The sequence below is a fragment of the Thermomonospora umbrina genome (genome assembly GCF_003386555.1).
GTDB classification, from domain to species: Bacteria; Actinomycetota; Actinomycetes; order Streptosporangiales; family Streptosporangiaceae; genus Thermomonospora; species Thermomonospora umbrina.
Window position 1 is genome coordinate 5,727,964 of the sequence record NZ_QTTT01000001.1, and the last position, 23,180, is coordinate 5,751,143.

General features: G+C 72.7%; 24 protein-coding genes and 1 pseudogene. 13 read left to right on the top strand and 12 right to left on the bottom strand.

The genetic code is table 11. From position 1 onward, the window contains the following. Nucleotides 1–62 precede the first annotated feature (62 nt). The 4 genes from DFJ69_RS25655 (at nucleotide 63) to DFJ69_RS35010 (ending at nucleotide 3,416) form a co-directional block, all read left to right on the top strand. The gene (locus DFJ69_RS25655; RefSeq protein WP_116024961.1) at nucleotides 63–596 is read left to right on the top strand and encodes a cell division protein SepF; all 534 of its coding nucleotides are present in this window, start codon (nucleotides 63–65) and stop codon (nucleotides 594–596) included. Between the two features lie 22 nt (nucleotides 597–618). Next, nucleotides 619–909, top strand: coding sequence for a YggT family protein (locus tag DFJ69_RS25660; protein ID WP_116026913.1), 291 nt, complete (start codon nucleotides 619–621; stop codon nucleotides 907–909). Between the two features lie 71 nt (nucleotides 910–980). Next, complete coding sequence (locus tag DFJ69_RS25665) at nucleotides 981–1,898, top strand: DivIVA domain-containing protein (protein ID WP_116024962.1); 918 nt, start codon at nucleotides 981–983, stop codon at nucleotides 1,896–1,898. A gap of 132 nt (nucleotides 1,899–2,030) precedes the next feature. Next, a complete protein-coding gene (locus tag DFJ69_RS35010; RefSeq protein WP_116024963.1) occupies nucleotides 2,031–3,416 on the top strand; it encodes a hypothetical protein in 1,386 nt (461 codons plus the stop codon). A gap of 4 nt (nucleotides 3,417–3,420) precedes the next feature. Here DFJ69_RS35010 and DFJ69_RS25675 read toward each other — a convergent pair whose 3' ends face one another. Then, complete coding sequence (locus tag DFJ69_RS25675) at nucleotides 3,421–4,086, bottom strand: DUF1707 SHOCT-like domain-containing protein (RefSeq protein WP_245974571.1); 666 nt, start codon at nucleotides 4,084–4,086, stop codon at nucleotides 3,421–3,423. Nucleotides 4,087–4,152: 66 nt separating this feature from the next. Further along, entirely contained in the window at nucleotides 4,153–7,344 is a 3,192-nt protein-coding gene (gene ileS / locus DFJ69_RS25680) for an isoleucine--tRNA ligase (protein ID WP_211328739.1), read from the bottom strand. A 315-nt stretch (nucleotides 7,345–7,659) separates the two neighbouring features. Here ileS and DFJ69_RS25685 point away from each other — a divergent pair, with 315 nt between their 5' ends. The 4 genes from DFJ69_RS25685 (at nucleotide 7,660) to DFJ69_RS25700 (ending at nucleotide 10,066) form a co-directional block, all read left to right on the top strand. Further along, nucleotides 7,660–7,953, top strand: a complete 294-nt coding sequence (locus DFJ69_RS25685) for a DUF167 domain-containing protein (protein ID WP_116024965.1) — start codon at nucleotides 7,660–7,662, stop codon at nucleotides 7,951–7,953. Between the two features lie 117 nt (nucleotides 7,954–8,070). Further along, nucleotides 8,071–8,484, top strand: a complete 414-nt coding sequence (locus DFJ69_RS25690; protein WP_116024966.1) for a TraR/DksA family transcriptional regulator — start codon at nucleotides 8,071–8,073, stop codon at nucleotides 8,482–8,484. Further along, a complete protein-coding gene (locus DFJ69_RS25695; RefSeq protein ID WP_116024967.1) occupies nucleotides 8,485–9,126 on the top strand; it encodes a signal peptidase II in 642 nt (213 codons plus the stop codon). A 10-nt stretch (nucleotides 9,127–9,136) separates the two neighbouring features. Beyond that, on the top strand, nucleotides 9,137–10,066 hold the full coding sequence (locus tag DFJ69_RS25700) for an RluA family pseudouridine synthase (protein ID WP_116024968.1): 930 nt from the start codon (nucleotides 9,137–9,139) through the stop codon (nucleotides 10,064–10,066). A 3-nt stretch (nucleotides 10,067–10,069) separates the two neighbouring features. Here the strand turns inward: DFJ69_RS25700 and DFJ69_RS25705 are convergent, their stop codons facing one another. The 4 genes from DFJ69_RS25705 to DFJ69_RS25720 form a co-directional block, all read right to left on the bottom strand. Next, complete coding sequence (locus tag DFJ69_RS25705; RefSeq protein WP_116024969.1) at nucleotides 10,070–11,029, bottom strand: DUF2382 domain-containing protein; 960 nt, start codon at nucleotides 11,027–11,029, stop codon at nucleotides 10,070–10,072. A gap of 82 nt (nucleotides 11,030–11,111) precedes the next feature. Next, the gene (locus DFJ69_RS25710; protein WP_116024970.1) at nucleotides 11,112–11,420 is read right to left on the bottom strand and encodes an AzlD domain-containing protein; all 309 of its coding nucleotides are present in this window, start codon (nucleotides 11,418–11,420) and stop codon (nucleotides 11,112–11,114) included. Then, entirely contained in the window at nucleotides 11,417–12,145 is a 729-nt protein-coding gene (locus DFJ69_RS25715; RefSeq protein ID WP_245974572.1) for an AzlC family ABC transporter permease, read from the bottom strand. Before DFJ69_RS25715 ends, DFJ69_RS25710 begins: the two co-directional genes overlap by 4 nt. Beyond that, nucleotides 12,142–12,486 carry a chorismate mutase gene (locus tag DFJ69_RS25720; protein ID WP_116024971.1) on the bottom strand — a complete coding sequence of 115 codons (345 nt, stop codon included), beginning with the start codon at nucleotides 12,484–12,486 and terminating at the stop codon, nucleotides 12,142–12,144. The genes DFJ69_RS25715 and DFJ69_RS25720 overlap by 4 nt, the downstream gene beginning before the upstream one ends. A 287-nt stretch (nucleotides 12,487–12,773) precedes the next feature. On the opposite strand from DFJ69_RS25720, the gene DFJ69_RS25725 reads away from it, so the two are divergent. Then, nucleotides 12,774–13,301: a DUF1269 domain-containing protein gene (locus DFJ69_RS25725; protein ID WP_116024972.1), complete on the top strand. Its 528-nt coding sequence runs from the start codon at nucleotides 12,774–12,776 to the stop codon at nucleotides 13,299–13,301. Between the two features lie 17 nt (nucleotides 13,302–13,318). Here the strand turns inward: DFJ69_RS25725 and DFJ69_RS25730 are convergent, their stop codons facing one another. From DFJ69_RS25730 to DFJ69_RS25750, 5 genes and pseudogenes are all read right to left on the bottom strand, one after another. Further along, nucleotides 13,319–15,013 (bottom strand): amidohydrolase, encoded by a 1,695-nt coding sequence (locus DFJ69_RS25730; protein WP_245974573.1) that lies wholly within the window; start codon nucleotides 15,011–15,013, stop codon nucleotides 13,319–13,321. 247 nt (nucleotides 15,014–15,260) lie between these two features. After that, nucleotides 15,261–16,684: pseudogene (locus tag DFJ69_RS25735) on the bottom strand (NAD(P)/FAD-dependent oxidoreductase). A gap of 24 nt (nucleotides 16,685–16,708) precedes the next feature. Then, on the bottom strand, nucleotides 16,709–17,278 hold the full coding sequence (locus tag DFJ69_RS25740; protein ID WP_211328740.1) for a helix-turn-helix domain-containing protein: 570 nt from the start codon (nucleotides 17,276–17,278) through the stop codon (nucleotides 16,709–16,711). A gap of 194 nt (nucleotides 17,279–17,472) precedes the next feature. After that, on the bottom strand, nucleotides 17,473–17,778 hold the full coding sequence (locus tag DFJ69_RS25745; protein WP_147312410.1) for a hypothetical protein: 306 nt from the start codon (nucleotides 17,776–17,778) through the stop codon (nucleotides 17,473–17,475). After that, nucleotides 17,775–18,017: a ribbon-helix-helix domain-containing protein gene (locus DFJ69_RS25750; protein ID WP_116024975.1), complete on the bottom strand. Its 243-nt coding sequence runs from the start codon at nucleotides 18,015–18,017 to the stop codon at nucleotides 17,775–17,777. The genes DFJ69_RS25745 and DFJ69_RS25750 overlap by 4 nt, the downstream gene beginning before the upstream one ends. 191 nt (nucleotides 18,018–18,208) lie before the next feature. On the opposite strand from DFJ69_RS25750, the gene DFJ69_RS25755 reads away from it, so the two are divergent. From DFJ69_RS25755 to DFJ69_RS25765, 3 genes are read left to right on the top strand one after another with little or no spacing between them, the layout of a single operon-like run. Beyond that, entirely contained in the window at nucleotides 18,209–18,763 is a 555-nt protein-coding gene (locus DFJ69_RS25755) for an AAA family ATPase (RefSeq protein WP_245974574.1), read from the top strand. Between the two features lie 44 nt (nucleotides 18,764–18,807). Beyond that, entirely contained in the window at nucleotides 18,808–19,140 is a 333-nt protein-coding gene (locus DFJ69_RS25760) for a PadR family transcriptional regulator (protein ID WP_245974575.1), read from the top strand. After that, nucleotides 19,137–20,087 carry a hypothetical protein gene (locus DFJ69_RS25765; RefSeq protein ID WP_116024977.1) on the top strand — a complete coding sequence of 317 codons (951 nt, stop codon included), beginning with the start codon at nucleotides 19,137–19,139 and terminating at the stop codon, nucleotides 20,085–20,087. Before DFJ69_RS25760 ends, DFJ69_RS25765 begins: the two co-directional genes overlap by 4 nt. 604 nt (nucleotides 20,088–20,691) lie before the next feature. Here the strand turns inward: DFJ69_RS25765 and DFJ69_RS25770 are convergent. Further along, nucleotides 20,692–22,134: an NsdA family TPR-like regulatory protein gene (locus DFJ69_RS25770; protein ID WP_147312412.1), complete on the bottom strand. Its 1,443-nt coding sequence runs from the start codon at nucleotides 22,132–22,134 to the stop codon at nucleotides 20,692–20,694. A gap of 303 nt (nucleotides 22,135–22,437) precedes the next feature. On the opposite strand from DFJ69_RS25770, the gene DFJ69_RS33865 reads away from it, so the two are divergent. Next, nucleotides 22,438–23,172, top strand: a complete 735-nt coding sequence (locus DFJ69_RS33865) for an ATP-binding protein (RefSeq protein WP_147312413.1) — start codon at nucleotides 22,438–22,440, stop codon at nucleotides 23,170–23,172. Nucleotides 23,173–23,180 lie beyond the last annotated feature (8 nt).

A 23,180-nucleotide genomic window follows, 5' to 3' on the forward strand; every position in this document is an offset into this window, starting at 1 on the left:
CGGCAACTGTCCGGCAGCGGCCGTCCGCCAGGCGCGGCACCCACAGGACGACGGAGGGGCTTATGGCCAGCGCGATGCGCAAGATGGCGGTCTACCTCGGCCTGGTTGAGGACGACCGCTATGAGGACAAGTACGACGACTACGACGAGTACGACGTCTACGACGACGAGGCGACCGATCAGGGGCGGCGCAGGTCCGAGGAGTCCGGCGGCCAGCTTACCCGAGCCGAGGAGACACCGGACCGGGATCGCGATCATCACGCGCCGGCGACCCCCGAGCGACGCTCCGTGACGCTGTACGAGTCCGGTTCGTCCGACCTCGCGCGGATCACCACCCTTCATCCGCGGACCTACAACGAGGCCCGGATCATCGGCGAGCACTTCCGTGAGGGCACGCCGGTGATCATGAACCTGACCGAGATGACCGACAGTGACGCCAAACGTCTGGTCGACTTCGCGGCGGGTCTCATATTCGGCCTGCGCGGGAGCATCGATCGTGTTACCAACAAGGTGTTCCTGCTGTCGCCCGCCAACGTGGAGGTGACGGCCGAGGACAAGGCCCGGATGGCAGAACGAGGATTCTTCAACCAAAGCTGACCAGCCACATGCGAGAGTGTCCGTGAACATCGTCGTGAACGTGCTGACCACGATTCTGTGGATCTTCCTTCTCTTTCTGATGGGGAGGCTGATCTTCGATGTGCTGCAGTCGTTCGCCCGGTCGTGGCAGCCCCGTGGAGTGCTGCTGGTGGTGGCGGAGATCACCTACACCGTGACCGACCCCCCGCTGAAACTGCTGAGACGGTTCATCCCGCCGGTACGAGTGCGTAATCTGGCATTGGACCTCAGCTTCACGGTGCTCTTCTTCGTGGTCTACATCATGATCATCTTCGTGGGGGGTTTGAGGTCATGATCATCTTCGCCCCGGAGCCCTGATCGGATACCGTCCTTTGGGACAGACTCCAAGCGCGCCTAGGAGACGACATGCCGCTCACACCCGCCGACGTGCGGAACAAGCAGTTCAGTACCACCCGGCTCAGGCCCGGGTACGACGAGGAAGAGGTCGACGCCTTCCTCGACGAGGTGGAGTCGGAGCTCGACCGCCTCATTCAGGAGAACGAGGAGCTGCGCGCCAAGCTGGCGGAGTGCCTGCGGGGCAAGGTGCCGGCCATGGCCGCCCCGATCGTGGAGCCCAAGCCGGAGCTGCCCCCGGTGCCCGAGCCGCCGCGGCCGGAGCCCAAGCCCGAGCCTGAGCCCGCGCTGGGCGCCCTCGGCATGCCCGCCCCCAGCGGCGAGGACAACATGGACACCGCGGCCCGCGTGCTGGCGCTGGCGCAGCAGACCGCCGACCAGGCGATCGCCGACGCCCGCCGCGAGGCCGACGAGACGCTGGGCCGCGCCCGCCGCGAGGCCGAGGAGATCGTCGGCAACGCGCGCCGCCAGGCCGACCAGATCCTCGGCGAGGCCCGCGCCCGCGGCGCCGAGCTCGACCGCGACGCCCAGGACCGGCACCGTCAGGTGATGGGGTCGCTGGTGCAGCAGCGCGAGGAGCTCGAGCGCGAGGTCGACAACCTGCGCGCCTTCGAGCGCGAGTACCGCAGCAGGCTCAAGGTCTATCTCGAGGGACAGTTGCGCGAGCTGGAGGTCGGCACCACCGAGGGAGGCCCCTTCGGCCCCGGAGGTCCCGGCACCGGACCGCAGACCGGCCCGCAGCAGGTGATCCAGCACCAGGAGAACCGCAACGGTCAGCCGCAACCGGCCCCCGCGCCCACCCCCGCCCCCGCTCCCGCGACGACCGGGCCCACGCCCTTCCCGCCGCCCGCCGAGCCGGCCCAGCACGCCCAGCACTCCGCCACCGGAGCGTTTCACACCGCCGACAACCCTCCGCACGACAGGCGTTGACGCCCGTCGCGTGAGCGATAGTGTCTTTGCGATCGCGCCGTACCGCGAATGGCAGCGAGGCCATTCGCACGGCGCTGCGAAGACCGGCGGTGGCCCCAGGCGCCCTGGGCGGCCTGTAGAGAGAAGGACCCTGTGATCATCCTGAGCGGCGTCCTCGTGGTGGTGGCGATCGGCCTGCTGGTTGCGGGCATGGTCGCCGGCCGTGACGCGGAAGCGGACGCGAAGGTTTTCGGCCTCGAGACGCTGACGGTGATCTACATCTCGATCGCGGTCAGCGCGGTGTCGGCGATCTGCCTGGCCATCGGGGTGTACCTGCGGCGTAGGGAACTGTTCGGCGCGGGCGCGGGCGCGGCCCGCTCCAAGAAGAAGGCGGCCAAGGCCGCCCGCACCAAGCCCGCCCGCACCAAGGGCAAGGCGGCGAAGGCGTCCGCCGGTCCGCGCGGGGGCGCCCGCCCGGCCGCGGCCGACGCGCCCACACCCGCCGCCTCCGCCCAGCCCGCACGGGTGCCGGACGAGGCCCTCGTCAAGGTCGTTCCCGGACGTAAGCGCTACCACCTGGGCAGTTGCCGCCAGGTGGCCGGCCGCGACACCGAGGAGCTCACCTACGTCGAGGCCAAGGAGGAGGGGTTCAGCCCCTGCACCGCCTGCATGCCCGACACCGCCCTGGCGGCGCGCGCCGCGGTGTCGGAGCCCAAGGCGGCAGGCAAGGGCGAGCCCAAGGCCGCCGAGCGCAGGGGCGGCAAGGCCGGCTCCGCCAAGTCCGCCGAGCAGGGGGACGACTCCGCCAAGGGCTCCGCGGGCACCGGCACCACCGCGGTGCTCAGCAAGCCCGACCTTCCCGGGGACGGCCCCACCGCGGCCTCCGGCCCGTCGGCCCCGTCCGCGCAGTCGGTCGCGCCGCCGACGCCCCCGGCCCCGTCGGCTCCGCTCGCGGCGGCTCCCACGCCGCCCGCCCCGGCTCCGGCCCCGCCCACTCCGGCCCGGCTCTCGCCGCTGTCCGCGCCGCCGCCGTCACCCCCGCAACCCGCGGCCCCGCCGACCCCGCAGCCGCAGCCGCCGGCGACCCCGCCGACACCGTCCTCGGCGGCTCCCACGCCGCCCGCCCCGACCTCCCCGGCACCCGCCGCTCCGGCGGCCCCGGCACCCCCCGCTCCGGCGGCCCCGGCCCCGGCGCCCGCCGCGCCGAGCCCCGTGCCGTCCGCCTGGCCGGCGCCGACCGTGCGCAGGGAGACGGCCCCGCCCCGGCCCACCGTGACCGACCGGCCGGTGCCCGAGCAGGCCCGGCCGGAGGCCGCCACGACCGGCGACCGTCCCGCCGAGCCCGGGGCCCCCGCGTCCGACCCGATCGTGCGGATCCTCAGCGGCACCCGGCGCTACCACAACTCCGACTGCGCGCTGATCGAGGACATCGGCGACGAGGCCGAGGACCTGGAGGCGCTGCCGCGTTCGGAGGCCCAGGCCCGCGGCTGCACGCCGTGCCTGGTCTGCCAGCCCGACAAGGAGCCCACCCGGGGCTGAGGGGCTAGGGGCTCCCGAGCCTCTTGCGCTTGACGTCCACGCCCCCGAAGATCGCGACGCCGCTCAGCCGGATGACGGGGGCGTCCGGATCCAACGGGTCGTCGTCGGGCAGCGAGGTGCCGCCGAACACCGCCGAGATCGAGCTGATCACGCGGACGCCCGGCGGCACCGTGAGGGAGACGCCCCCGCAGACGCAGGTGATGTTGAGGGTGACCTCCCGCGCGCTCAGCACCGCCTGACGGAAGTCCAAGTCCACGCCGCCGAAGGCGCTGAGCACACTGGTCTGCGCCTCGACCAGCCAGCGGCCCCGGCGTTCGGCCCCGCCGAAGACGGCCGTCACGCTCGCCGACTCGCGGCGTGGCTCCGGCAGGGGCGGCTCCTTGTCGAGCCGGACCCCGCCGTTCGCCGACGTGTCGCCCTCGGCGGGCAGGTCCGCCACGATCGGGGCCAACTCGGCGTACGTCCTGGCACGGTAGACGGCGTCGATCCGGTCGGAGTGCTCGTCGGGTGTCAGCCTTCCCTCGGCCAGCGCCTCGCGGAGCCGGTCGGCGATCCGGTCGCGATCGGCGTCGGACGCCCGCATCGCGGCCGGGCCGCCGGACGACGGCACGGCCGGCGACGCGGCGGCGGGGTGGGGCTCGGGCGGGGAGGGGGTCTGAGACTGGTCCACCCCTCCATCATTCCAAACGCGATGTATCGTGAAAAGCGGTCAGGGCCCTCGTGTTTCGGACGGCCTTCAGACCGCCTTGCGGAGTCGGAACACCAGCCCGAGGTCCTCGTCCCGCCGGACCGGCAGCTCCTCGTCGGGCTCGCCCTCCTCGATCCGGACGGCCAGCACCTCGGCGGCGACCTGCCCGCCCTGGGTGCGCAGCGCCTCGCCGAGGTCCCCGGCCGTGGCGCCCTCGGTCCGCCACCACAGCTCGATCCGGTCGGTGACGTCCAGTCCGGCGGCCTTGCGGGCCTCCTGCACCAGCCGGATGACCTCGCGGACGAGCCCGGCCCGGCGCAGCTCGGGCGTGATGGACAGGTCGAGGGCGAGGGTCTCGCCCCCCGCGCTCTCCACCGCCCAGCCGCTGCGCGGACGCTCGGTGACGATCACGTCGTCGGGGCCCAGGGCGACGTCGCCGACCTCGGCGACCTCCAGGGACACCGTGCCGTCGGCCCGCAGCGCCGCGACGAGCGCGGCCGGGTCGGAGCCGGTGACCGCCTTGGCGACCTTGGGGGCGTCCTTCTTGTACCGGCCGCCGAGGGCCCGGAAGTTGGGCTTGACCTCGTACTCGACCAGGTCGCCGCCGATCGCGGACAGGTCCTCGAAGTGCTCCACGTTCAGCTCGTCGGCGATCTGGGCGCGCAGCTCCTCGGGGAGGGAGGCCCAGCCGGGCGCGCCGACCAGGGCGCGGCCGAGGGGCTGCCGGGTCCGCACGCCGCTGCCGGCCCGCGCCGCCCGCCCCAGCTCGACCAGCCGCCGCACGAGGGCCATCTGCCCGGTGAGCCGCTCGTCCAGCAGGTCCTCGCGCACCTCGGGCCAGGACGCCAGGTGCACCGACTCGGGACCGTCGGCGGGCCGGACGACGTCCCACACGTAGTCGGTCAGGAACGGCACCAGCGGCGCCATCAGCCGCGTCAGCGTCTCCAGGCATTGGTAGAGCGTCGCGAACGCGGACGACCCGTCGGGGGTCTGCGGGCCCTCCCAGAACCGCCGCCGTGAGCGCCGCACGTACCAGTTCGACAGGTCGTCGACGAACTCGGCGAGCCGTCGCCCGGCGCGGGCGGTGTCGAACTGCTCCAGCGCCGCGTCCACCTCGCGGACGGTGCGGTGCAGCTCCGCCAGCGCCCACCGGTCCAGCAGCGGCCGGTCCGCGGGGGCGGGGGCCTCGCCCATCCGCTCCGGCGTCCACGCCTCGCCGTCCCCGGAGCCGTCCCCGGACGCCGCCGCGTTCGCGTAGAGGACGAGGAACGACGCGGTGTTCCAGTAGGTGAGCAGGACCTTGCGGACGATCTCCTCCAGCGCGGCGTGGCCTACGCGGCGGGCGGCCCAGGGGAGCCCGCTGGAGGCCATGTACCAGCGCAGGGCGTCCGCGCCGTGCCGGTCCATCAGGGGGATCGGCTCGAGGACGTTGCCCAGGTGCTTGCTCATCTTCCGGCCGTCCTCGGCCAGGATCAGGCCCAGGCACAGCACGTTCTCGTACGAGGACCTGTCGAACACCAGCGTGCCGACCGCCATCAGCGAGTAGAACCAGCCGCGGGTCTGGTCCTGGGCCTCGCAGATGTACTGCGCCGGGTAGGACGCCTCGAACACGTCCTGGTTGCGGTAGGGCGCGCCCCACTGGGCGAACGGCATCGAGCCGGAGTCGTACCAGGCGTCGATGACGTCGGGCACCCGTCGCGCCTCCTTGCCGCACTCGGGGCAGTCGAACGTCACGTCGTCCACGTACGGACGGTGCGGGTCGAGCGCGGACAGGTCGCCCCCGGCGTGCTCGCCCAACTCCTTCAGGGAGCCGATGGCGGTGACGTGGTCGTCCTCGCACAGCCACAAGGGAAGCGGCGTGCCCCAGTAGCGCGAACGGGACAGCGACCAGTCGACGTTGTTGCGCAGCCACTCCCCGTACCGGCCCTCCTTGACCGTCTCGGGGAACCAGTTGGTGCCGGCGTTCTCCTCCAGGAGCCGGTCCTTGATCTGGGTGGTGCGGATGTACCAGGCCGGCAGCGCGTAGTAGAGCAGCGGCGTGTGGCAGCGCCAGCAGTGCGGGTAGCTGTGCTCGTACGACTCGCCCCGGAAGAGCAGGCCCCGTTCCTCCAGGTCCTTCAGCAGGGGCTCGTTCGCGTCCTTGAAGAAGACCCCGCCGACCAGCGGCACCTGGGCCTCGAAGCGTCCGTCGGGCCGGATCGGGTTGACCGTCGGCAGCCCGTTGGCGCGGCAGGCGGCGAAGTCGTCGGCGCCGAACGCGGGGGCCAGGTGCACCATGCCGGTGCCGTCCTCGGTGGTGACGAAGTCGGCGGCGATCACCCGGTGCGCGTCGGGGATGTCGACCAGGTCGAACGGCCGCCGGTAGGTCAGCCCCACCAGCTCGGCGCCCGGCACCCGCTGAACGGCCTCCCAGCCCTCGCCGAGCCCCTTCTCGAACAACGGCTCGGCGACGACGACGGACTCCGCGCCGTTGGTGGCGACCAGGTACGTGACGTCCGGGTGGACGGCGATGGCGGTGTTGGAGACCAGCGTCCACGGGGTCGTGGTCCACACGAGCAGCGCCGCGCGGCCCGCCAGCGGCCCCGACGTGAGCGGGAACCGGACGGTCACCGACGGATCGACGACGTTCTCGTACCCGCCGGGCTGGCCCAGCTCGTGGTCCGACAGCGGGGTGCCGCAGCGGGGGCAGTACGGGCTGATCCGGTGGTCGCGGACCAGCAGGCCCTTGTCGTGGATGACCTTCAGCGACCACCACACGGCCTCGACGTAGTCGGGGTCCATGGTCCGGTACGCCTGGGACATGTCGACCCAGTAGCCCATCCGCTCGGTCATGGCCTCGAAGGCGTCGACGTGGCGGAGCACGGACTCGCGGCAGCGGGCGTTGAACTCGGCCACGCCGTAGCGCTCGATGTCCTGCTTGCCGGACAGGCCCAACTCCTTCTCCACCGCGACCTCGACGGGCAGGCCGTGGCAGTCCCAGCCGGCCTTGCGGGGGACGTGGAAGCCCTTCATGGTCTTGTAGCGGGGGAAGACGTCCTTGAAGACGCGGGCCTCGACGTGGTGGACGCCCGGCATCCCGTTGGCGGTGGGCGGGCCCTCGTAGAACACCCAGCGCGGGCCCTCGGCGTTGCGCTCCAGGGAGCGCTCGAAGACGGCGCCCTCCTGCCAGCGGCGCAGCATCTCGCGTTCGAGCGCGGGCAGATCCACCTGCGCGGGCAGCGCCCTGAACTGACGGGTCACGGCGGAACCTCCGGTACGACACGACGACTCATGCGGACCGGAGGGACGAGGCCGGCGGGCCCCGCGGTACCACCCTCCCTTGACCGCGCCGACGGGCGCGGCCCACTTCATTCCGAGTCTCGGCGGCCGGGTCTACTGGGCGCGAGGCCGTTCTTCCGGCGGCTCCGGGGTGATCAGACCGCCGGGCTCGCCTCCGGGCTCGCACCGTCCCCGGATCGCTCATGGCTGCGTACGGCGGCAGGTGTCCCCATCAGGGCCGTGCCTATGAGACTGCCGTAAGCGACGATACTGCACCGAGGGGAGGAACCTCTCCCCATGAACGGTGAGGGGGGCGCGGTGGCCGTTCGGGTGGCGATCAGGGTGGGCCCGGGGGCGTCCCGGACGAGGGTCGGCGGGGCGCACGGCGAGGCGCTCGTGGTCAAGGTCGCGGCCCGCGCGGTCGAGGGCAGGGCCACCGAGGCGGCGCTGCGCGCGGTCGCCGACGCGCTCGGGGTCCGGCGTCGCGACGTCACCCTGGTCGGCGGGGCGACCAGCCGCGACAAGGTGGTGGAGGTGGCCGGCGACGCGGCCGAGATCAGGGCAAAGATCGACGGGTTGCTGGGTTCCTGACGACCGGCCGTTGGGCATATGCGGCCTGTTACCCGAAGGGTTCGTTTGCCGTCCCGGACGAGGAGACCTATGCTGCCCGCACTGCCCGTGGAGAAGACCAGCGCAAGGGGAACCGGAATGGGGACGGGGACCTCCTCCCAGGCCGCCGAGCTGCCGGTCCGGGGCGATGAGGAACGCTGGACCGACGCCGAGCTCGCCGAGGTGCGGGCCCGGCTGGAGACGGAGATGACCGCCCTCGGGGCGGAGGTCGCCGCCGCCGAGTCGCAGATCGCCGAGGGCGACACCAGCGACGGGGCGGGCGACGACCAGGCCGACACCGGCGCCAAGACCCAGGCGCGCGAGCACGAGATGGCGCTCGCCCACAACTCCCGCGACATGATGGTGCAGAACGAGCGGGCCATCGCGCGGATGGACGCCGGGACGTACGGCGTCTGCGAGTCGTGCGCCAAGCCGATCGGCAAGGCGCGACTCCAGGCCTTCCCCCGTGCGACCCTGTGCGTACCCTGCAAACAACGTGAGGAGCGTCGTTGATTGACCGAGTCGCATCGGGGAGCGTCGGCCGTTAACGCAGGCGACGCCCAAGACTCCGAACAGGACGCAGCCGAGGGGACCACCAGGTCCCCTCGGCCGCGCCGTATCGGCGCGCTGGTCGCGGTGGCGCTGGTCGCGGTGGCGCTCGACACGATCAGCAAGATCATCGTGGTGGCCCGCCTGGAGGGCCGCACCCCCATCGAGCTGCTGGGCGGCGCGCTCACCCTGCGGGTGACGCGCAACAGCGGCGCCGCCTTCTCCATCGGCACGGGGATGACCCTCGTCTTCACGGTGATCGCCCTCGGGGTGGTGCTGGCGATCCTGCGCACCGCCCGCAACCTGCGCAGCCTGCCCTGGGCGGTCAGCCTGGGGCTGCTGCTCGGCGGCGCCACCGGCAACCTGGCCGACCGGATGCTGCGGGCCCCCTCGCCGCTGGAGGGCCATGTGGTCGACTGGATCGAGCTGCCGTACTGGCCGGTCTTCAACCTGGCCGACTCGGCGATCGTGTGCGGCGGGGTCCTCGCGGTGGTGCTGGCCGCACGGGGCCTCCAACTGGACGGCACCCGGGTGGGCTCCCGCGACGCCGACGACGACACCCCCGCGCAGGCCCCCGGCGGGGACGATGACCACGACAAGGAGTGACGGCTCACCGATGGCGGACGTACGCGCCCTGCCGGTCCCCGACGGCCTCGAGGGCGAGCGGGCGGACGCCGCGCTGTCCCGGCTGTTCGGGCTGTCCCGCAGCCGGGCCGCCGAGATCATCGCGGCCGGCGACGTGCTGCTGGACGGCCGGGCGGTCGCCAAGTCCGACCGGCTGCACGGCGGCGGCTGGCTGGAGGTGACGCTGCCGCCCCCGCCGTCCGCGCCGCGCCCGGTCGCCGAGCCGGTGCCGGGCATGTCGATCCTGTACGAGGACGACGACGTGATCGTGGTGAACAAGCCGATCGGGGTGGCCGCCCATCCCACCACGGGATGGACGGGCCCCACCGTGGTCGGCGGGCTGCTGGGCGCCGGGCACACCGTCGCCACCAGCGGCGCCGCCGAACGCCAGGGCATCGTGCACCGGCTGGACGCCAACACCACGGGCGCGATGGTCGTCGCCAAGAGCGAGACCGCCTATTCGCGCCTCAAGCGCGCGTTCAAGGAGCGGCGGGTCGACAAGCGGTACCACGCCCTGGTCCAGGGCCACCCGGACCCGTTCCGGGGCACGGTGGACGCCCCGATCGACCGGCACCCCTCCGGGAACGGCAGGTTCGCCGTGGTGGCCGGGGGCCGGCCCTCGGTGACGCACTACGACACCCTCGAGGCGTTCCGGGCCGCCAGTCTCCTGGAGATCGACCTGGAGACCGGGCGCACCCATCAGATCCGGGTGCACATGTCGGCGATCCGGCATCCCTGCGTGGGGGACCTGCTGTACGGGGCCGACCCCACGCTGGCCGCCCGGCTGGGCGTGCGGCGGCAGTGGCTGCACGCGGTACGGCTCGGTTTCGAGCATCCGACGCTGGGCGACTGGGTGGAGTTCGAGGCCCCCTACCCCGACGACCTCGATCGGGCCCTGGAACAGGTGGCGGGCGAGTCCTGACGCTCAGCCCTGACGGCGGTGCCGGCCGCCCCGGTCCGCGGGGCCGCCCTTCTCGGGCCCGCCGGGCCTGCCGGTGTCGCCCTCCAGCTCGATCCGCTCCTTGCGGACCTCGTCGCTGACGGTCTGCTGTTCGGTGACGGTCTCCTTGGTGGCCCGGACCCGTTCGATCGGCACGGTCTCCTTGGAGACGACCGCGCGCTCCTCGTGCAGGACGATCTCGTGGTCGGCCTCGGAGATGGACGGACCGCTGGTGGCGGCATCGCGGTTCTGGTCGGTGATCGGCTCGCGTTCGAGCCGGACCTCCTCGTGACTGACCGGGACGGTGGTCTGCTGCTGCTCGGTGACGACGTACTTGTGCAGCCGCGCCCGGCCGCTCTCGCGGGTCTCCTTGCCCACCCGCAGCCGTTCCTCGGAACGGGTCATCGCGTCGTCGGTGGGGCGGGCGCCCTCGGCCCGGCCGCCCGCGTCGGGTCGGCGCTCCCGTCCGCCGGCGGTGTCGGTGCGCGCCTGCCGGCCGGTCACGGTGGCCTGTGGCGCGGCGGCGGCGCGTCCCTGCGTGCCGGTCTGTTGCGAGCTCGCGGCGGCGTCCGCCCTGCCGCTCCGGCCCTGGCCGCTCTGGGCGGTGCCGTGGCGGCGGCCGGGATCCCACTCGATGCCGTAGTAGTTGTAGAGCTGTTCCTCCTCCTCGGCCGACAGGTGGCCCTGGGGGTCCACGTCCACGTGCGGCGCCTGCTTGATGACCTCCTTGTCGAAGGTGACCTCGACATGGTCGGAGATCAGCTCGGCGTTGCCGGTCGGCACGAAGGTCTCGCGGTTCCCGAACAGCCCCGTCTTGACGCACAGCCATTCGGGCAGCCCGGTGGCGTCGTCCAGAAAGATGTTCTTGACGTCGCCGACCTTGCTGCCGTTGACGTCGTAGAGCGGATGGTCCAGCACGTTGGGAATCTGCTTCTCGGTGATCATTCGACACACCCCCTTCTTCCCCTGGGAGGGCCCCTACCGCGAACATCCAGGACAAAACCCGCCAGCGCGGTCGAATCGCAGGTCAGAGGACCAGGCGCAGCAGCGCGGCGGTCCCGGCGGCGACCACCAGGACCACGAGGAAGGGGGCCCGCAGCAGCAGCGCGGCCACGGCGGCGCCCAGCCCGGCCACCCGGGGCCCGTCCAGCTCCAGCGACCGGCCGTCGGCGAACGTCTGCACCGCCACGAGCGCGGTCAGCAGGGCCACCGGCACCAGCTCGGTGAACCGCCGGACCCTCGGGTCCGCCAGCACGCGCCGGGGCGTCACCAGCCCGCCGAGCTTCAACGCGTAACAGCCGACACCGGTGGCGATCACCGCGATCCAGGTGTTCACGATCCCGACTCCTCACGGGAGGCCCCACCGGGGGACGGGGAGCGCAGTGCGACCAGCGCCGCCACGGACGCCACCATCACCGGCACGCCGGGCGGCAGCAGGGGGGTCGCGACGATCGCGATCACGGCCGCTCCCGCCGCGACCCGGGCCTCGGCCCGCCCGGCCGTGAGCCGGGGCCACAGCAGCGCCAGGAACACGGCCGGCCCCAGGACGTCCAGCCCCACCGCCTCCGGATCGCCGATCCGGGAGGAGCCCGCCGCCCCGGCCAGCGTGCTCAGGTTCCACGCCGCGTACAGGCTCACCGCCGTCGTGTAGAAGCCGGCGCGCGCCGACCGCTCGTCGGGTTGGGCCGTCGCCACCGCCGTGGTCTCGTCGATCACCCCATGGGCCGTGGCCAGCCGCCGCCAGCCCCGTACGCGCAGGAGATCGGCCAGCCGCATCCCGTACAGGGCGTTGCGGCCCCCGAGCAGCACCGCGCCGAGCGTTCCGGCCACCAGTCCGCCGCCCCCGCCGATCACCCCGGCCAGCGCGAACTGGGACGCGCCGGTGAACGCCAGCAGGCTCAGCACGCACGCCTGGGCCACCGAGAGCCCCGCCGTCACCGCCGCCGCGCCGAACGCCAGGCCGGAGAAGCCCACCGAGATCCCGACGCCCAGCCCGTCCCGAACGGCCGGACGCACCGACGCCGGGGGATCGGGGGGCGCGCCCTCCGCCTGTTCGGTCAACGGTCGTCCCGGGGGGTCGCCTGCTCGGCGGACTCCAGGCCCGCCTCGATCACCGCGTTCATGATCCGGGCCAGCCGCTCGGGCCCGAGGCCCGGCGCGTGCCGCGACATCGCGTCGACGATCTGCCGCTCCCGGTGCGGATCGCGACCCGCGAACCCGCCCACCGGCTTGAGCCGCTGCACCACCTCGGCCAGCTCGGCCCGCCGCTCCAGCAGCACGGCCAGCGCGGCGTCCACCTCGTCGATCGCCGCCCGCGCCGCCTCCAGCGAGGCGATCTCGTGGGCGGCCGGCAGCCGGCCCCTGAGCTCCCCTGCGTCGATCACCGAGTCCGCCCTCCCCATCCGTCCGTCCCTCTCAGCGATGACCGGCGGCCCGCGCGGGTACCGGCCAAAGAAAAAGAGCAGAGGCCCCGCGCGGGGACTCTGCTCAGCCGGCTCCGGGGATCGTCGCTCAATACGCGCCGACCGGCTCGTCCGGAGCCGGCGGGGTAAATCCGAAATGGCGTCGATCCACGGCCCCAGCCTAAGGAAACGACGGGGCCCCTGCCAACTTACGGAACGAAGGTCTCATCTAACGAGACGTCACAGCTCGACCACGGGGCGGGCACAGAGAGAGTTCGGGAGGCGTCGTGACCACCCAGTCCGCGCCGAGCCTGATGGTCATCGGGTTCGACCGGCCCGATGAGGCCGCCGGGTTCCTGGCCGCCGCCGTGCGGATGCAGCGGCACGCGCGGCTCAGGATGCACGACGCCGTCATCCTGGAGCGCGACGCGGCCGGCCGCCCCAAGGTCCGTCAGACCCAGGACGTCACCCCCGGTCGCGGCGCCCTCGGCGGAGCCCTGTGGGGCCTGCTCATCGGCTACCTCCTCGGCGGCCCCGCCGGCTCCCTGGCCGGGGGCCTCCTGGCCGCCCTGGGCGGCGCCCTGCTCGGCCGCCTCCTCGACACCGGGATCAAGCGCGGCAAGGCCAGGGCCCTGTGCGGAGACCTCCCTCCCGGCACCGCCGCCCTGGCCGTCCAGCTCACCCACGTCGCCACGGACACGCTGGCCCGCGAGCTGGCCCGCTTCCCCAACGCCTGGCTGGTCGAGACCGACCTCCCCGACCCGGCCGCCACCACCCTGCGCACCGTCCTGAGACCGGCCGGCGAGCGGCACTGACCCGGAGGCCCCCGGGGTCAGGCGCGTTCGTAGACCGCCTCTCCGTCCACGAACGTCATGCGGACCTCGGTGGTCCCGATGTCCATCGGGTCCAGGGCGAACGGGTCGCGGTCCAGCACGGCGAGGTCGGCGCGCAGTCCGGGGGTCAGGGTGCCGGCCTCGGTCTCGGCGTGGTTGATCCAGGCGGAACCCGCCGTGTAGGCGTGCAGGGCCTCGGCCAGGGCGATGCGCTGGTGGGGTTGGAACGGCGTGGACGCGGCGGGCCAGGCGGCGCGGGCCTCGTGCGTCGGCTCGGTGCGGTGGGCCGCCACATGGATCGCCGCCATCGGGTTCGGGGTGGTCACCGGCCAGTCGCTGCCCATGCACACGCGGGCCCCGGTGCGCAGCAGGTCGCCGAACGGATACTGGCGGGCGTCGCGCTCGGGGCCCAGGAACGGCGTGGTCAGCTCGTCCATCTGGTGGTGGTGGGTCGCCCACAGCGCCTGCAGGTTGGCGGCGACGCCCAGCTCGGCGAAGCGCGGCACGTCGTCGGGGTGGACGACCTGCAGGTGCGCGATGTGGTGCCGCAGGTCGCCCGGGCCGTTGGCGGAACGGGCGGCGGCGAGAGAGTCCAGGGCCTCCCGGACCGCGCGGTCGCCGATCGCGTGGAAGTGGACCTGGAAACCCCGCCGGTCCAACTCGGCGACGTGCCCGCGCAGCTCGGCGGGGTCGACGTAGGACAGGCCGCGTTCCTCACAGGGACACCCGGAGGCGTCCAGGTAGGGGTCGAGCATCCCGGCGGTGAAGTTCTCCGCGATGCCGTCCTGCATGATCTTCACCGAGCCTGCGCGGAAGCGCCCGAGCCCCTCGGCCCGGGCGCGGCGGGCCTCCAGCTCCTCGATCTGCTCGGCGCCCCGCGCCCGGTCCCACCACAGCGCCCCGGTCACCCGCGCCTTGAGGGCTCCGGAACGGGCGGCGTCCAGGTAGGTGGGCAACGGATCGTCGTACCCGGCGTAGGGTCCGACGATCGCGTCCTGCCAGCCGGTGATCCCGTAGGAGAACAGATACCGCTGGGCGTCCGCGAGCCCGGCGGCGTACTCGGCGGGATCGGCGCGCGGCAGCACCCGCCCGACCAGGTCCATCGCGCCCTCGTGCAGCATCCCCGTGGGGCGGCCGTCGGCGTCGCGTTCGATGCGGCCGTCGACGGGGTCGGGCGTGGACGCGTCGATCCCGGCCAGTTCCAGCCCCCGGGAGTTGACCCAGGCCCCGTGGTGGTCGCTGTTGATCAGGTACGCGGGCCGGTCGGGACAGACCCGGTCGAGCGCCTCCCGTCGCGGCAACCCGCCGGGGAACGCCGACAGCGACCAACCGCCGCCCTCCACCCAGGCCCGGTCCGGGTGGGCGGCGGCGTACGCCCCGATCCGCTCCAGGTACGCGTCGAGCCCGGACAGCTCCGCGAGGTTGCACCGGGACCGTTCCATGCCGCCCTTGATCGGGTGGACGTGCGCGTCGACGAAGCCGGGCAGCACCAACCCGCCCGCCAGGTCGACGATCTCGGTCCGCGGGCCCCGCGTCCGCGCCACCTCCGCCTCGGAGCCGACCGCCGCGATCCGCCCCCCGCGCACCGCGACCGCCTGCGCGTACGGGCGCGCGGGGTCGGAGGTGAACACCCGCCCGTTCAAGAACACCAGATCCGGCACGGCGCTCACCGCTCCGCCCCGCTCATCGTCCACCCGGTCATGGTCACGCTCCCTCTGGCCCTGGTCGCCTCATGCCCCGCCACCCGCACCCCGACCCGCCCTCCGGCCACGGTCTCGCCCTCTGGGGACGGGCCCCGCCCTCTGGACACGGTCCCGACATCTGGGGACGGTTTCGCCCTGTGGGCGCGGTCCTCTCCCTGTGGGGGAGGCTCCGTCTGCCGCGCGGGTACGGGCCCGTCTTCGGCGCGGGCGCGGGTTGGCCCTGCGTCGGGCGTTCCCCTCATCGGCCGGAGATCAGGTCGGCGAGTCGGGCGTACCCGGAGGTGGTGGTCAGGCGGTCGTTCTCTCGGCGGTCGGCCGTGCGGTAGAGGGAGTAGATGAGTCGGACGCCGAGCCAGCGGAGGGGTTCGGGCTCCCAGGGGCGGACGCGGCGGCCCACCCAGGGGAGGCGGGTCAGGTCGGTGGTCTCGCCGAGGATCAGGTCGCGGAGGGTGCGGCCGGCCAGGTTGGTGGTGGTGACGCCGCTGCCGACGTAGCCGCCCGCCATTCCCAGGCCGGAGGAACGGTCCACGTCGACGACCGAGCACCAGTCGCGGGGCACCCCGAGGACTCCGCACCAGGCGTGGTCGACGCGGGCGTCGGCGGCGACCGGGAACAGGCGGCCGATCATCCGTTGGAGGGCCGCCGCGGTCCGGAGGCGGGTGGCGCCGCGGTCGTCCCAGCGGGAGCCGAAGCGGTACGGGACGCCCCGGCCGCCGATGGCGATCCGGTCGTCGGAGGTCCGCTGGGCGTAGATGTAGGCGTGCGCGGTGTCGCCGAGCAGTTCGCGGTGTCCCAGCCCAGGTGCCGCCAGAGGTCGGCGTCCAGCGGCTCGGTGACGATCATGGAGCTGTTCATCGGCAGCCACTGACGGCGTCGGCCGGAGAGGCCGGCGGTGAAGCCCTCCGTCGCCTGGATCACGTACTCGGCCGTGACGTCGCCCCGGTCGGTGACCGCCGTGGCGGGCGCGCCCGCGCCGCGGGGGCGGATCTCGGTCACGGTGGTGGACTCGAAGACGTCGACGCCGAGTCGTTCCACGGCGGCGGCCAGGCCCAGCGCGAGGCGGGCGGGTTGGATGCGGGCGCAGTGCGGGGTGTGGGCGGCCTCCAGCATTCCCGACACGCGCAGCCTCTCCTGTCGCTCGTCGCGGGAGAGCAGGCGCAGGTCCTCCTCGGCCCAGCCCCAGCGCCGCTCGTCCTCGACGGCGGCGCGGAGGCGGCGGCGCTGCGCCGGGTTGGTCGCCACCTGGAGGATGCCGCCCTTGACGATCCCGGCGTCGATGCCCTCCTCGTCGCAGACGCCGATGACCTCGTCGATCGCGGCCATCATCGCCCGCTGGAAGTCCACCACCGCCGGGCGGCCGAGCGACGCGGCGTACCGCTCCTTGGAGCCGGCGATCTCCGCCGACAGCCAGCCGCCGTTGCGCCCCGACGCGCCGAACCCGGCGAACTCCCGTTCCAGGACCGCGACCCGCATCTCGGGGCGGGCCTTCTTCAGGTAGTAGGCCGTCCAGAGGCCCGTGTAGCCGCCCCCGACGACGCACACGTCGTACGCGCGGGGGCCCGGCAGCGGCGGACGCCGCTCGGGCGGCCCGGCCTGGCGGTACCAGAACGAGACGCCGCCGTTGGCGAACGAGCGTGTCCGAGGGAAGTCGTGACCCGTCATCTCAGCACCATCTCCGCGTTCGGGCTAGTCGGGCGTGGGCGGCGAGATGATCCACATGACCTCCGCCGGCTCGTCGGTCGTGTTGTGCACCCGGTGCGGGACCGAGGTGCGGTACTCGATGCTGTCGCCGTCGGCCAGCTCGTGGACGCGCTCGCCCAGCCGGAGCGTCACCCGGCCGCCGAGCACCATGAAGATCTCCTGCGAGTCCCCGTGGGTGTACGGCTCGTCGCCGGTGGACGCGCCCGGGTCGAACTCGCCGACGTACACCTCCACGTTGCGCAGCGGCCGTTGCGACACCAGGTACTTGCGGGCCCCCGGACCGGTGGGCAGCTCCGGCCGGTGCTCCCGGGAGACCACCCGGTGCGCCGGGCCGTCGTCCTCGGCGAACAGGTCGGCCACCGTGAGCCCGAGGGCCCCGGCGATCCGGCGCAGCATCCCGATGCTCGCGCCGGCCCGTCCGCGTTCCAGTTGGCTGACGAAGCTCGGGCTGGCCCCGGCGCGTTCGGCCAGCTCACGCAGTGGCATGCCCCGCATCGCCCGGAACTCACGGATCCGCGCGCCCAGCCGGGCGACGTCCGCTTCGTTTGAGGCCACTGAACGCTCCGCCCTCTCCGACTGAACAAGGTGTTCACTCGCGTGCCAGTGAACGTACGGGGACGGTCACCGCATCGGCAAGAGCGGGCAATGTCACGAGTCGGTCAACCACCGCGGTGACCAGGCTGGGAACGCCGAACGGTCGGACGGTGGGGGCCGTCCGGCCGTTGCGGTGCGAACGCGGGACCCGGACGTCAGTCGCGGATGCCGAAGAGGAGCCGGAGGGCGATCTCCATGTGGTCGAGCACCGACGGCTCGACGTCGCCGATGTGCTCGACGAAGCGCTTGGGGGAGAACGGGCCGACGTCGTAGACCGCGGCGATCCCGGCCACGGGGGTGTCGATGCGGACGCTGAGCACGGTCTCGGGGACCTCGCCCGGGTCCTTGATCGGCACCACCTGGATGCCGCGCAGATGGGGGATGAACACGTCGTCCAGGACGACGATGCCGGTGCGCTCTCGGTTAACGGTCTGCAGTCGCCACACCTGGCCGCGCTTCACGCGGCACCCGCGGCGGCGCCCCAGAAGTCCGGGTCGCGGTCGGCCTCGATCGTGTGCAGCCAATCCTCGTCACCGAGCGCACCCGAGCCGCCGAGCTGAGTGAGGGCGTCGTGCAGCAGCGCCTTGCGCACGGACTCCCCGATGAACAGCGACCGCGAGACGCCGACGCGCTTGACGTGCGCATCGAGCATCCGAAGCTGGGTCTCGGGGAGTGACACGTTGATCCGCTCAGTCGCCATGACCACAACGTTAATACACACGGAGCGTGTGTACGACCCGTGTGCACCGGCGTGTCGCGAACCTCCCCGGGCCGGTTCGGGTACGGCCGGCCGTCGTCGTGGTGTGAAGGCGAAGCGCGGGAAGATCCCTATGGCCGCGTCCGGGCGCGGGACGCGTTTCGATGGGAGGCGCTGGGAGTGGGGGAACGCACGTGAAGGGGTCGTTGCCGCAGGCGGTCGTGCTCATCACCGGGATTCAGGCGGCGGGGAAGTCGACGGTCGCGCAGATGCTTGCGGAGCGGCTGCCTCGGTCGGTGCATGTGCGCGGCGACCTGTTCCGGCGGATGGTGGTCGGCGGCCGCGAGGACATGACGCTCGACCCGTCCCCCGAGGCCGTCCGCCAACTGCGCCTGCGTCACCGCCTGACGGCGGCCGTCTGCGACGAGTACTTCCGAGCGGGCTTCACCGTCGTCGCCCAGGACGTCGTCCTGGGCGACCACCTCGCCGACATGGTGCGCATGATCCGGGAACGGCCCCTGCTCGTCGTCGTGCTCGCCCCGCGCCCCGAGGCCATCGCCGCCCGGGAGGCCGCACGCGGCAAGGACGCCTACGGCCGCTGGACGATCGACCGTCTCGACAGGGCGCTGCGCACCGAGACGCCCCGACTCGGGCTCTGGCTCGACACCTCCGACCAGACGCCGGACGAGACGGTGGACGAGATCCTGCGACGGGCGTGGACCGAGGCGGCGGCTCCCGAACGCCCATAGGTTCATCATCGACATATGGTGTCGATCAACGTATGGTGCTCGCCATGGCGACGACATCGATGCAGGAGCCCACGCGGCTGTTGCTCACCGCGCTGGCGGACGAGCCGCGACACGGGTACGCACTGATCACCGAGGTGGCGGCCATCTCCGCCGGCCGGGTCCGGCTGCGGACCGGCACGTTGTACGCGGCGCTGGCCAGGCTCCAGCAGCAGGGCTGGGTGCGGGTGACCGGCGAGGAGGTCGTGGACGGCCGACACCGCCGCTACTACACGCTGACCGAGGACGGCGCCGCCGCCCTCTCCGAGGAGACGGCCCGGCTGCGCGCCACCGTCCGGGAGGCCGATCGCCGCCTGCGCCTGCGGGAGGTGACGGCGTGACCGGCTCCCGCATGACCCGATTCGTCCTGCGGCTGTACCCGGCGCACCACCGCGACGAGGTCGCCACCACCCTGGCCGACGTTCTGGAGACCAGGGGACGGGCGGGGGCCGCCAGGGAGTTGTTCGACACCGTGGCCTACGCGTTGCGTCAACGCACACGCCTCACGTCCACTTCGACCGCCGGTGCGGTCGCGTCCCTCGCGGCACCGGCGGCGGCGGCTTCGGCCATCGCCCTGTCGGTGATGTATCTGCTGTACGCCGAATGGAGGTGGCGCTACCACCCGGACGCGGTGAACCCCTTCGTCCGTCACTTCGGCCCCTTCGAGACGCTGGGCCCATTGGTCTACGTCTTCTGGTGCCTGGTTCTGGTCGCCGCCGGCCTGGGATACCACCGGGCCGCCCGTTCGCTGACCGCCTGCGCCGTCGTCACGGCCGCAGCCATGGTCCCGGTGGCGGCCATGACCGGCATCGACCGGCCGCCGCTCCACGCCCTGGGAGCGATCACGATCCTCGGTTGCATCGCCCTCGCCGCCCCGACCGACCCGCTGCGCCCGCCGCCGTTGAGGGGGAGACCCCTGCTCATCTCGACGGCGATCCTGTTCGCGTTCGCGTCCCTCGTCGTGGTGTGGAACTACGACCGGATGAACCCGTACATGACGAGCCCGCTCTCCTACCGCGCCCAAATGACCCTCGGCCCCATCGGAATGGGCGTCGGGATCGTCCTGGTCCTCGCGCTGCTCTTCGCACTGGTCGTCCGCCGCCCCCACCTGCCTGCGGCGGCCATCGCCCTGGGGATCCCGTGGGTCCTCTTCACCGATGGGGTGCTGAACCCGCTCGACCGCCGTACGACCCTCGCCCACTGCGCGGTGCTCCTGCTGGCGCTCGCCGTGATGGCGGCCCTCCACTCCCGCCGCCGCACCGCCGCCTCCGCCGTGGAGGCGGACTGATCCCGGGAGCGTGGCTCGCCCGTCCCCATCCCCGTCCGCCGTTCCGACGAACGGACGCGCGGCGGCCGGTGGCGACTTCGGGCGCATCCACCCTCAGAGGGTGAGCCGGGACGGAACCCCGCGCCCGCCGACGCTGCGGCGGTCGTTCGGAACGGATCGTGTACGGGCCACCGTCCTCATCACCGCGCTGGGTCGCCACAACGCCGCCGCCGGAGCCTCCGGCGGCGGCGTTGCAGGTACCGGGGAGAGGCCCATGGCCGCCGGGCATGGACTGTCCTGGCGACCGCGTGGCGGTGCGGGGAGTGTTCGGCGAGCGTGGGTGGCGGTGTCGGGTGAACGGGTTGATGTGCTCGTTCGAGTCGCGGTGTGGCCGGCTCACGGCGGACGCCGTCCAGTGCCCTGCACAGGCGTTGAGGCGTTCGGTGGGTTGCTGGTGGAGGACCGCCGTGTGGTGTGTGCGGGGGTGAACGACTCGAGGCGCTCGTTCAGGTCGGCCGGCGGGTTCGTGTTGACGGTGGGGTGTGGCGGCTCGCGGTGGACGTGGCCGGGTGCGTTGTCCGGAGGGTTGGTATGTGGGTTGGAGACCGTCGTGTGGTGTGTGCGGTCAGGGGAGTTCTCGGAGATCGTGGGTGATGGTGTCGCGGATGAACGTCTCGATACGTTCGTCCAGCTCGGCGGCAAGCGGGTTGCCGTGGTAGCGGGGGGTGGCCAGTTCTCGGCGTACGCCGCTGAACGCCTTTTCCAAAGCGTCGATGCGTCGGCTGTGAGGCAGGCCGAAAACCAAGCTGAGGTCGACGGCTTCGAGGTCGCCGCTGCGGAGCTGGGTCTGGGCCAGGTTGATGTGGGCTATGGCCTCGCAGCCGTAGCTGCGCTCCGACTCCGGTTCGGCGGCGAAGAGGGCCGTGGCCTCGAGCAGCGCGTCGATTGCGGCGGGCTCTTCGCCACGTAGGTCGGCGAGAGTGCTCCCGGCCAGGTAGGCGCGCTTGGACGCTGCGCATCCGTACTCTCCGCCGAGGCCGTCGTGAATGTCGTCGTGGTTGGGACGCTCGGCGGCATCGCGTGCGGCTGCGATCGAGCGCCTGGCGGTGGCGGCGTCGCCGAGGGCTGCGGCTGCCCGGCCGTGTACCAGGTGAAGGCGAGCTGCGCCGTGACCGTCGGAGTGGTACTCCAGCGCGCTTGCCGCGAGGTCGCGTGCGTGCCTCGGCCGCCCCTGCCAGTACGCGGCGTTGGCGGTTGCGCCACGCAGGTAGCCCATGAGAGGGCGGTGGTCGATCGCTATCGCGTACGCCCAGCCCGCGCGGAACAACTCGTCGGAGGCGGGCGTGACACCGAGGTCCTGCGAGGCATTGGCCATCAAACCGTTGAGGGCGGCCAGCAAGAAGTACAGCTCGGTCTGGTCGCGTGGCCACAGGCGCTTTTCGAGCGCGGAGTAGATGCGTGCCCGGACACGGCGCATCTCCATGAGGAGTGCGAAGGGCTCGCCGGTGAGGTACTCGTACGCCAGGCGGCTCACGTCGGCGCGGAACTGTTCGAGGGTCGCTTCGCCGATGTCGCGGCGTTCGGCCCGCTCGGCGTGCTCGCTGCTCTCATGGGCCACCAAGGTCACCACCTCGCGCTCGGCTGCGGGAAGCCCGTCACCGGGGGCACTGTTTTGAGCGTACGTCGTGGGTTCCTCGTCCGGAACCTCCTTGTCCCTGGCCTCCCGGGCCTGGATGAGTTCCAGCATGGTGAGGCGGTGCGACTCGGGCAGGTGCTTCAGGTCGAGGTCGTCGACGAGATGGGTCAGGTCGGTCTCGTAGATGACGGCGAGGCCGCGCAGAACCTCCAGGCGAGGGCGCTCACCGCTGTGCGGCCAGCGCTCGAACGCGCTGATGCGGGTGCCCGTCATGGGCGCCCGTCCGTCCGTGTCGTACCGCGCGTTGAAGAGCCCGGCGGCGGTCTCCTGGGACAGGCCGTTCGCGTACCGCCACGCGGCGCGGGGCCGGAAGCCCCACCGGCGCATCATCTCCCTGGCGATCGCCCGGCGGCTGCGGCCCGCGTCGAGCATCTCCCGGCGAAGGGTGTCACGTTCCTGCTTGGTGGACGGAAGGGGACTCATCCTGCCTCCTTTGCGCTGCCCTGACCCCTTTATTACGCCCTGTGTTCGGGGAGATCGCATCCGTGAGGGTCCGTGGAAAGTCTCCGAACACCGTGGGTTTTCCACGGTCGCCCTGGTCGGACGTTCGTGGACGCCGCGGAGAAATTGTTCGGCCCGAGCCACGCCGCCGGGCGTGTCGACCTGTTGACTCTGCGTTCCCACAGGCTCGATGACGAGGGAGAACGTGATGCGCCCAGCGGTGGAGGAGCTCGGATGGGGGCCGTGGTGGGTCGACTGCTGCCGGCGGACTCGTCCTGCGCGGGTGTGGCCCGCGTGCTGCTCGGCGGCCTGCTGGCACGGGCCGGGGTCGCCACGGGGGCCGTCGAGGACGCCCAGACGATGATCAGTGAGCTGGCCACCAACGCCGTGACGCACGCCGGGGGGAGAGGCCCCTACGAGCTGTGGGCCTACCGCACCGGCCGCCGGGTCGTGTGCGGGGTCTTCGACCCCGTTCCGGACCGACCGATCCCCGTTCGCCCCTCCATGCCCTCCTCGATGCCCCCGCCGCACCGGCGGAGGACGGTCGGGGCCTGGCGATCCTCGACGCGTACTCCGAAGGCCGCTGGGGCGCGCACCTCTCCAGGGGACGCCTGGGCTCCCACCTGCCCGGCAAGTTCGTGTGGTTCCTGTGCCCGGGGCCGCCGCCGGCCTGCCCGACGTCCCGCACGCGAACGGCGGGCCGCACCTCCTGGCCCACGCCGTGAAGACCCCCTGGCCGAACGCGGCATCACCCGCACCTTCATGGCGGCGTCGGTGAACCTGGCCGTCCTGTCCGTTCGTCGCGACCTGGACCTGTGGTGCCGGCCCGGCCGTTTCCACATTCGCGACCACGCCACCGCCGCGCACTCCGACCGCCCGTTCACCGAGATCGCCGCCGTCACCGAACACCTCGTCCGCCGCCACGAGGAACTCCACGACCCGCCGTCGCCGATTTCGACCGTCCTTTAAGGGGGTTG

Coding starts and splice junctions, on each gene's coding strand:
- DFJ69_RS25685 (WP_116024965.1), top strand. CDS start 7,660: ATGAACGGTGAGGGGGGCGCGGTGGCCGTTCGGGTGGCGATCAGGGTG.
- DFJ69_RS25760 (WP_245974575.1), top strand. CDS start 18,808: ATGGCGACGACATCGATGCAGGAGCCCACGCGGCTGTTGCTCACCGCG.
- DFJ69_RS33865 (WP_147312413.1), top strand. CDS start 22,438: ATGGGGGCCGTGGTGGGTCGACTGCTGCCGGCGGACTCGTCCTGCGCG.
- DFJ69_RS25770 (WP_147312412.1), bottom strand. CDS start 22,134: ATGCTCGACGCGGGCCGCAGCCGCCGGGCGATCGCCAGGGAGATGATG.
- DFJ69_RS25700 (WP_116024968.1), top strand. CDS start 9,137: ATGGCGGACGTACGCGCCCTGCCGGTCCCCGACGGCCTCGAGGGCGAG.
- DFJ69_RS25720 (WP_116024971.1), bottom strand. CDS start 12,486: ATGGGGAGGGCGGACTCGGTGATCGACGCAGGGGAGCTCAGGGGCCGG.
- DFJ69_RS25655 (WP_116024961.1), top strand. CDS start 63: ATGGCCAGCGCGATGCGCAAGATGGCGGTCTACCTCGGCCTGGTTGAG.
- DFJ69_RS25690 (WP_116024966.1), top strand. CDS start 8,071: ATGGGGACGGGGACCTCCTCCCAGGCCGCCGAGCTGCCGGTCCGGGGC.
- DFJ69_RS25705 (WP_116024969.1), bottom strand. CDS start 11,029: ATGATCACCGAGAAGCAGATTCCCAACGTGCTGGACCATCCGCTCTAC.
- DFJ69_RS25665 (WP_116024962.1), top strand. CDS start 981: ATGCCGCTCACACCCGCCGACGTGCGGAACAAGCAGTTCAGTACCACC.
- DFJ69_RS25750 (WP_116024975.1), bottom strand. CDS start 18,017: ATGGCGACTGAGCGGATCAACGTGTCACTCCCCGAGACCCAGCTTCGG.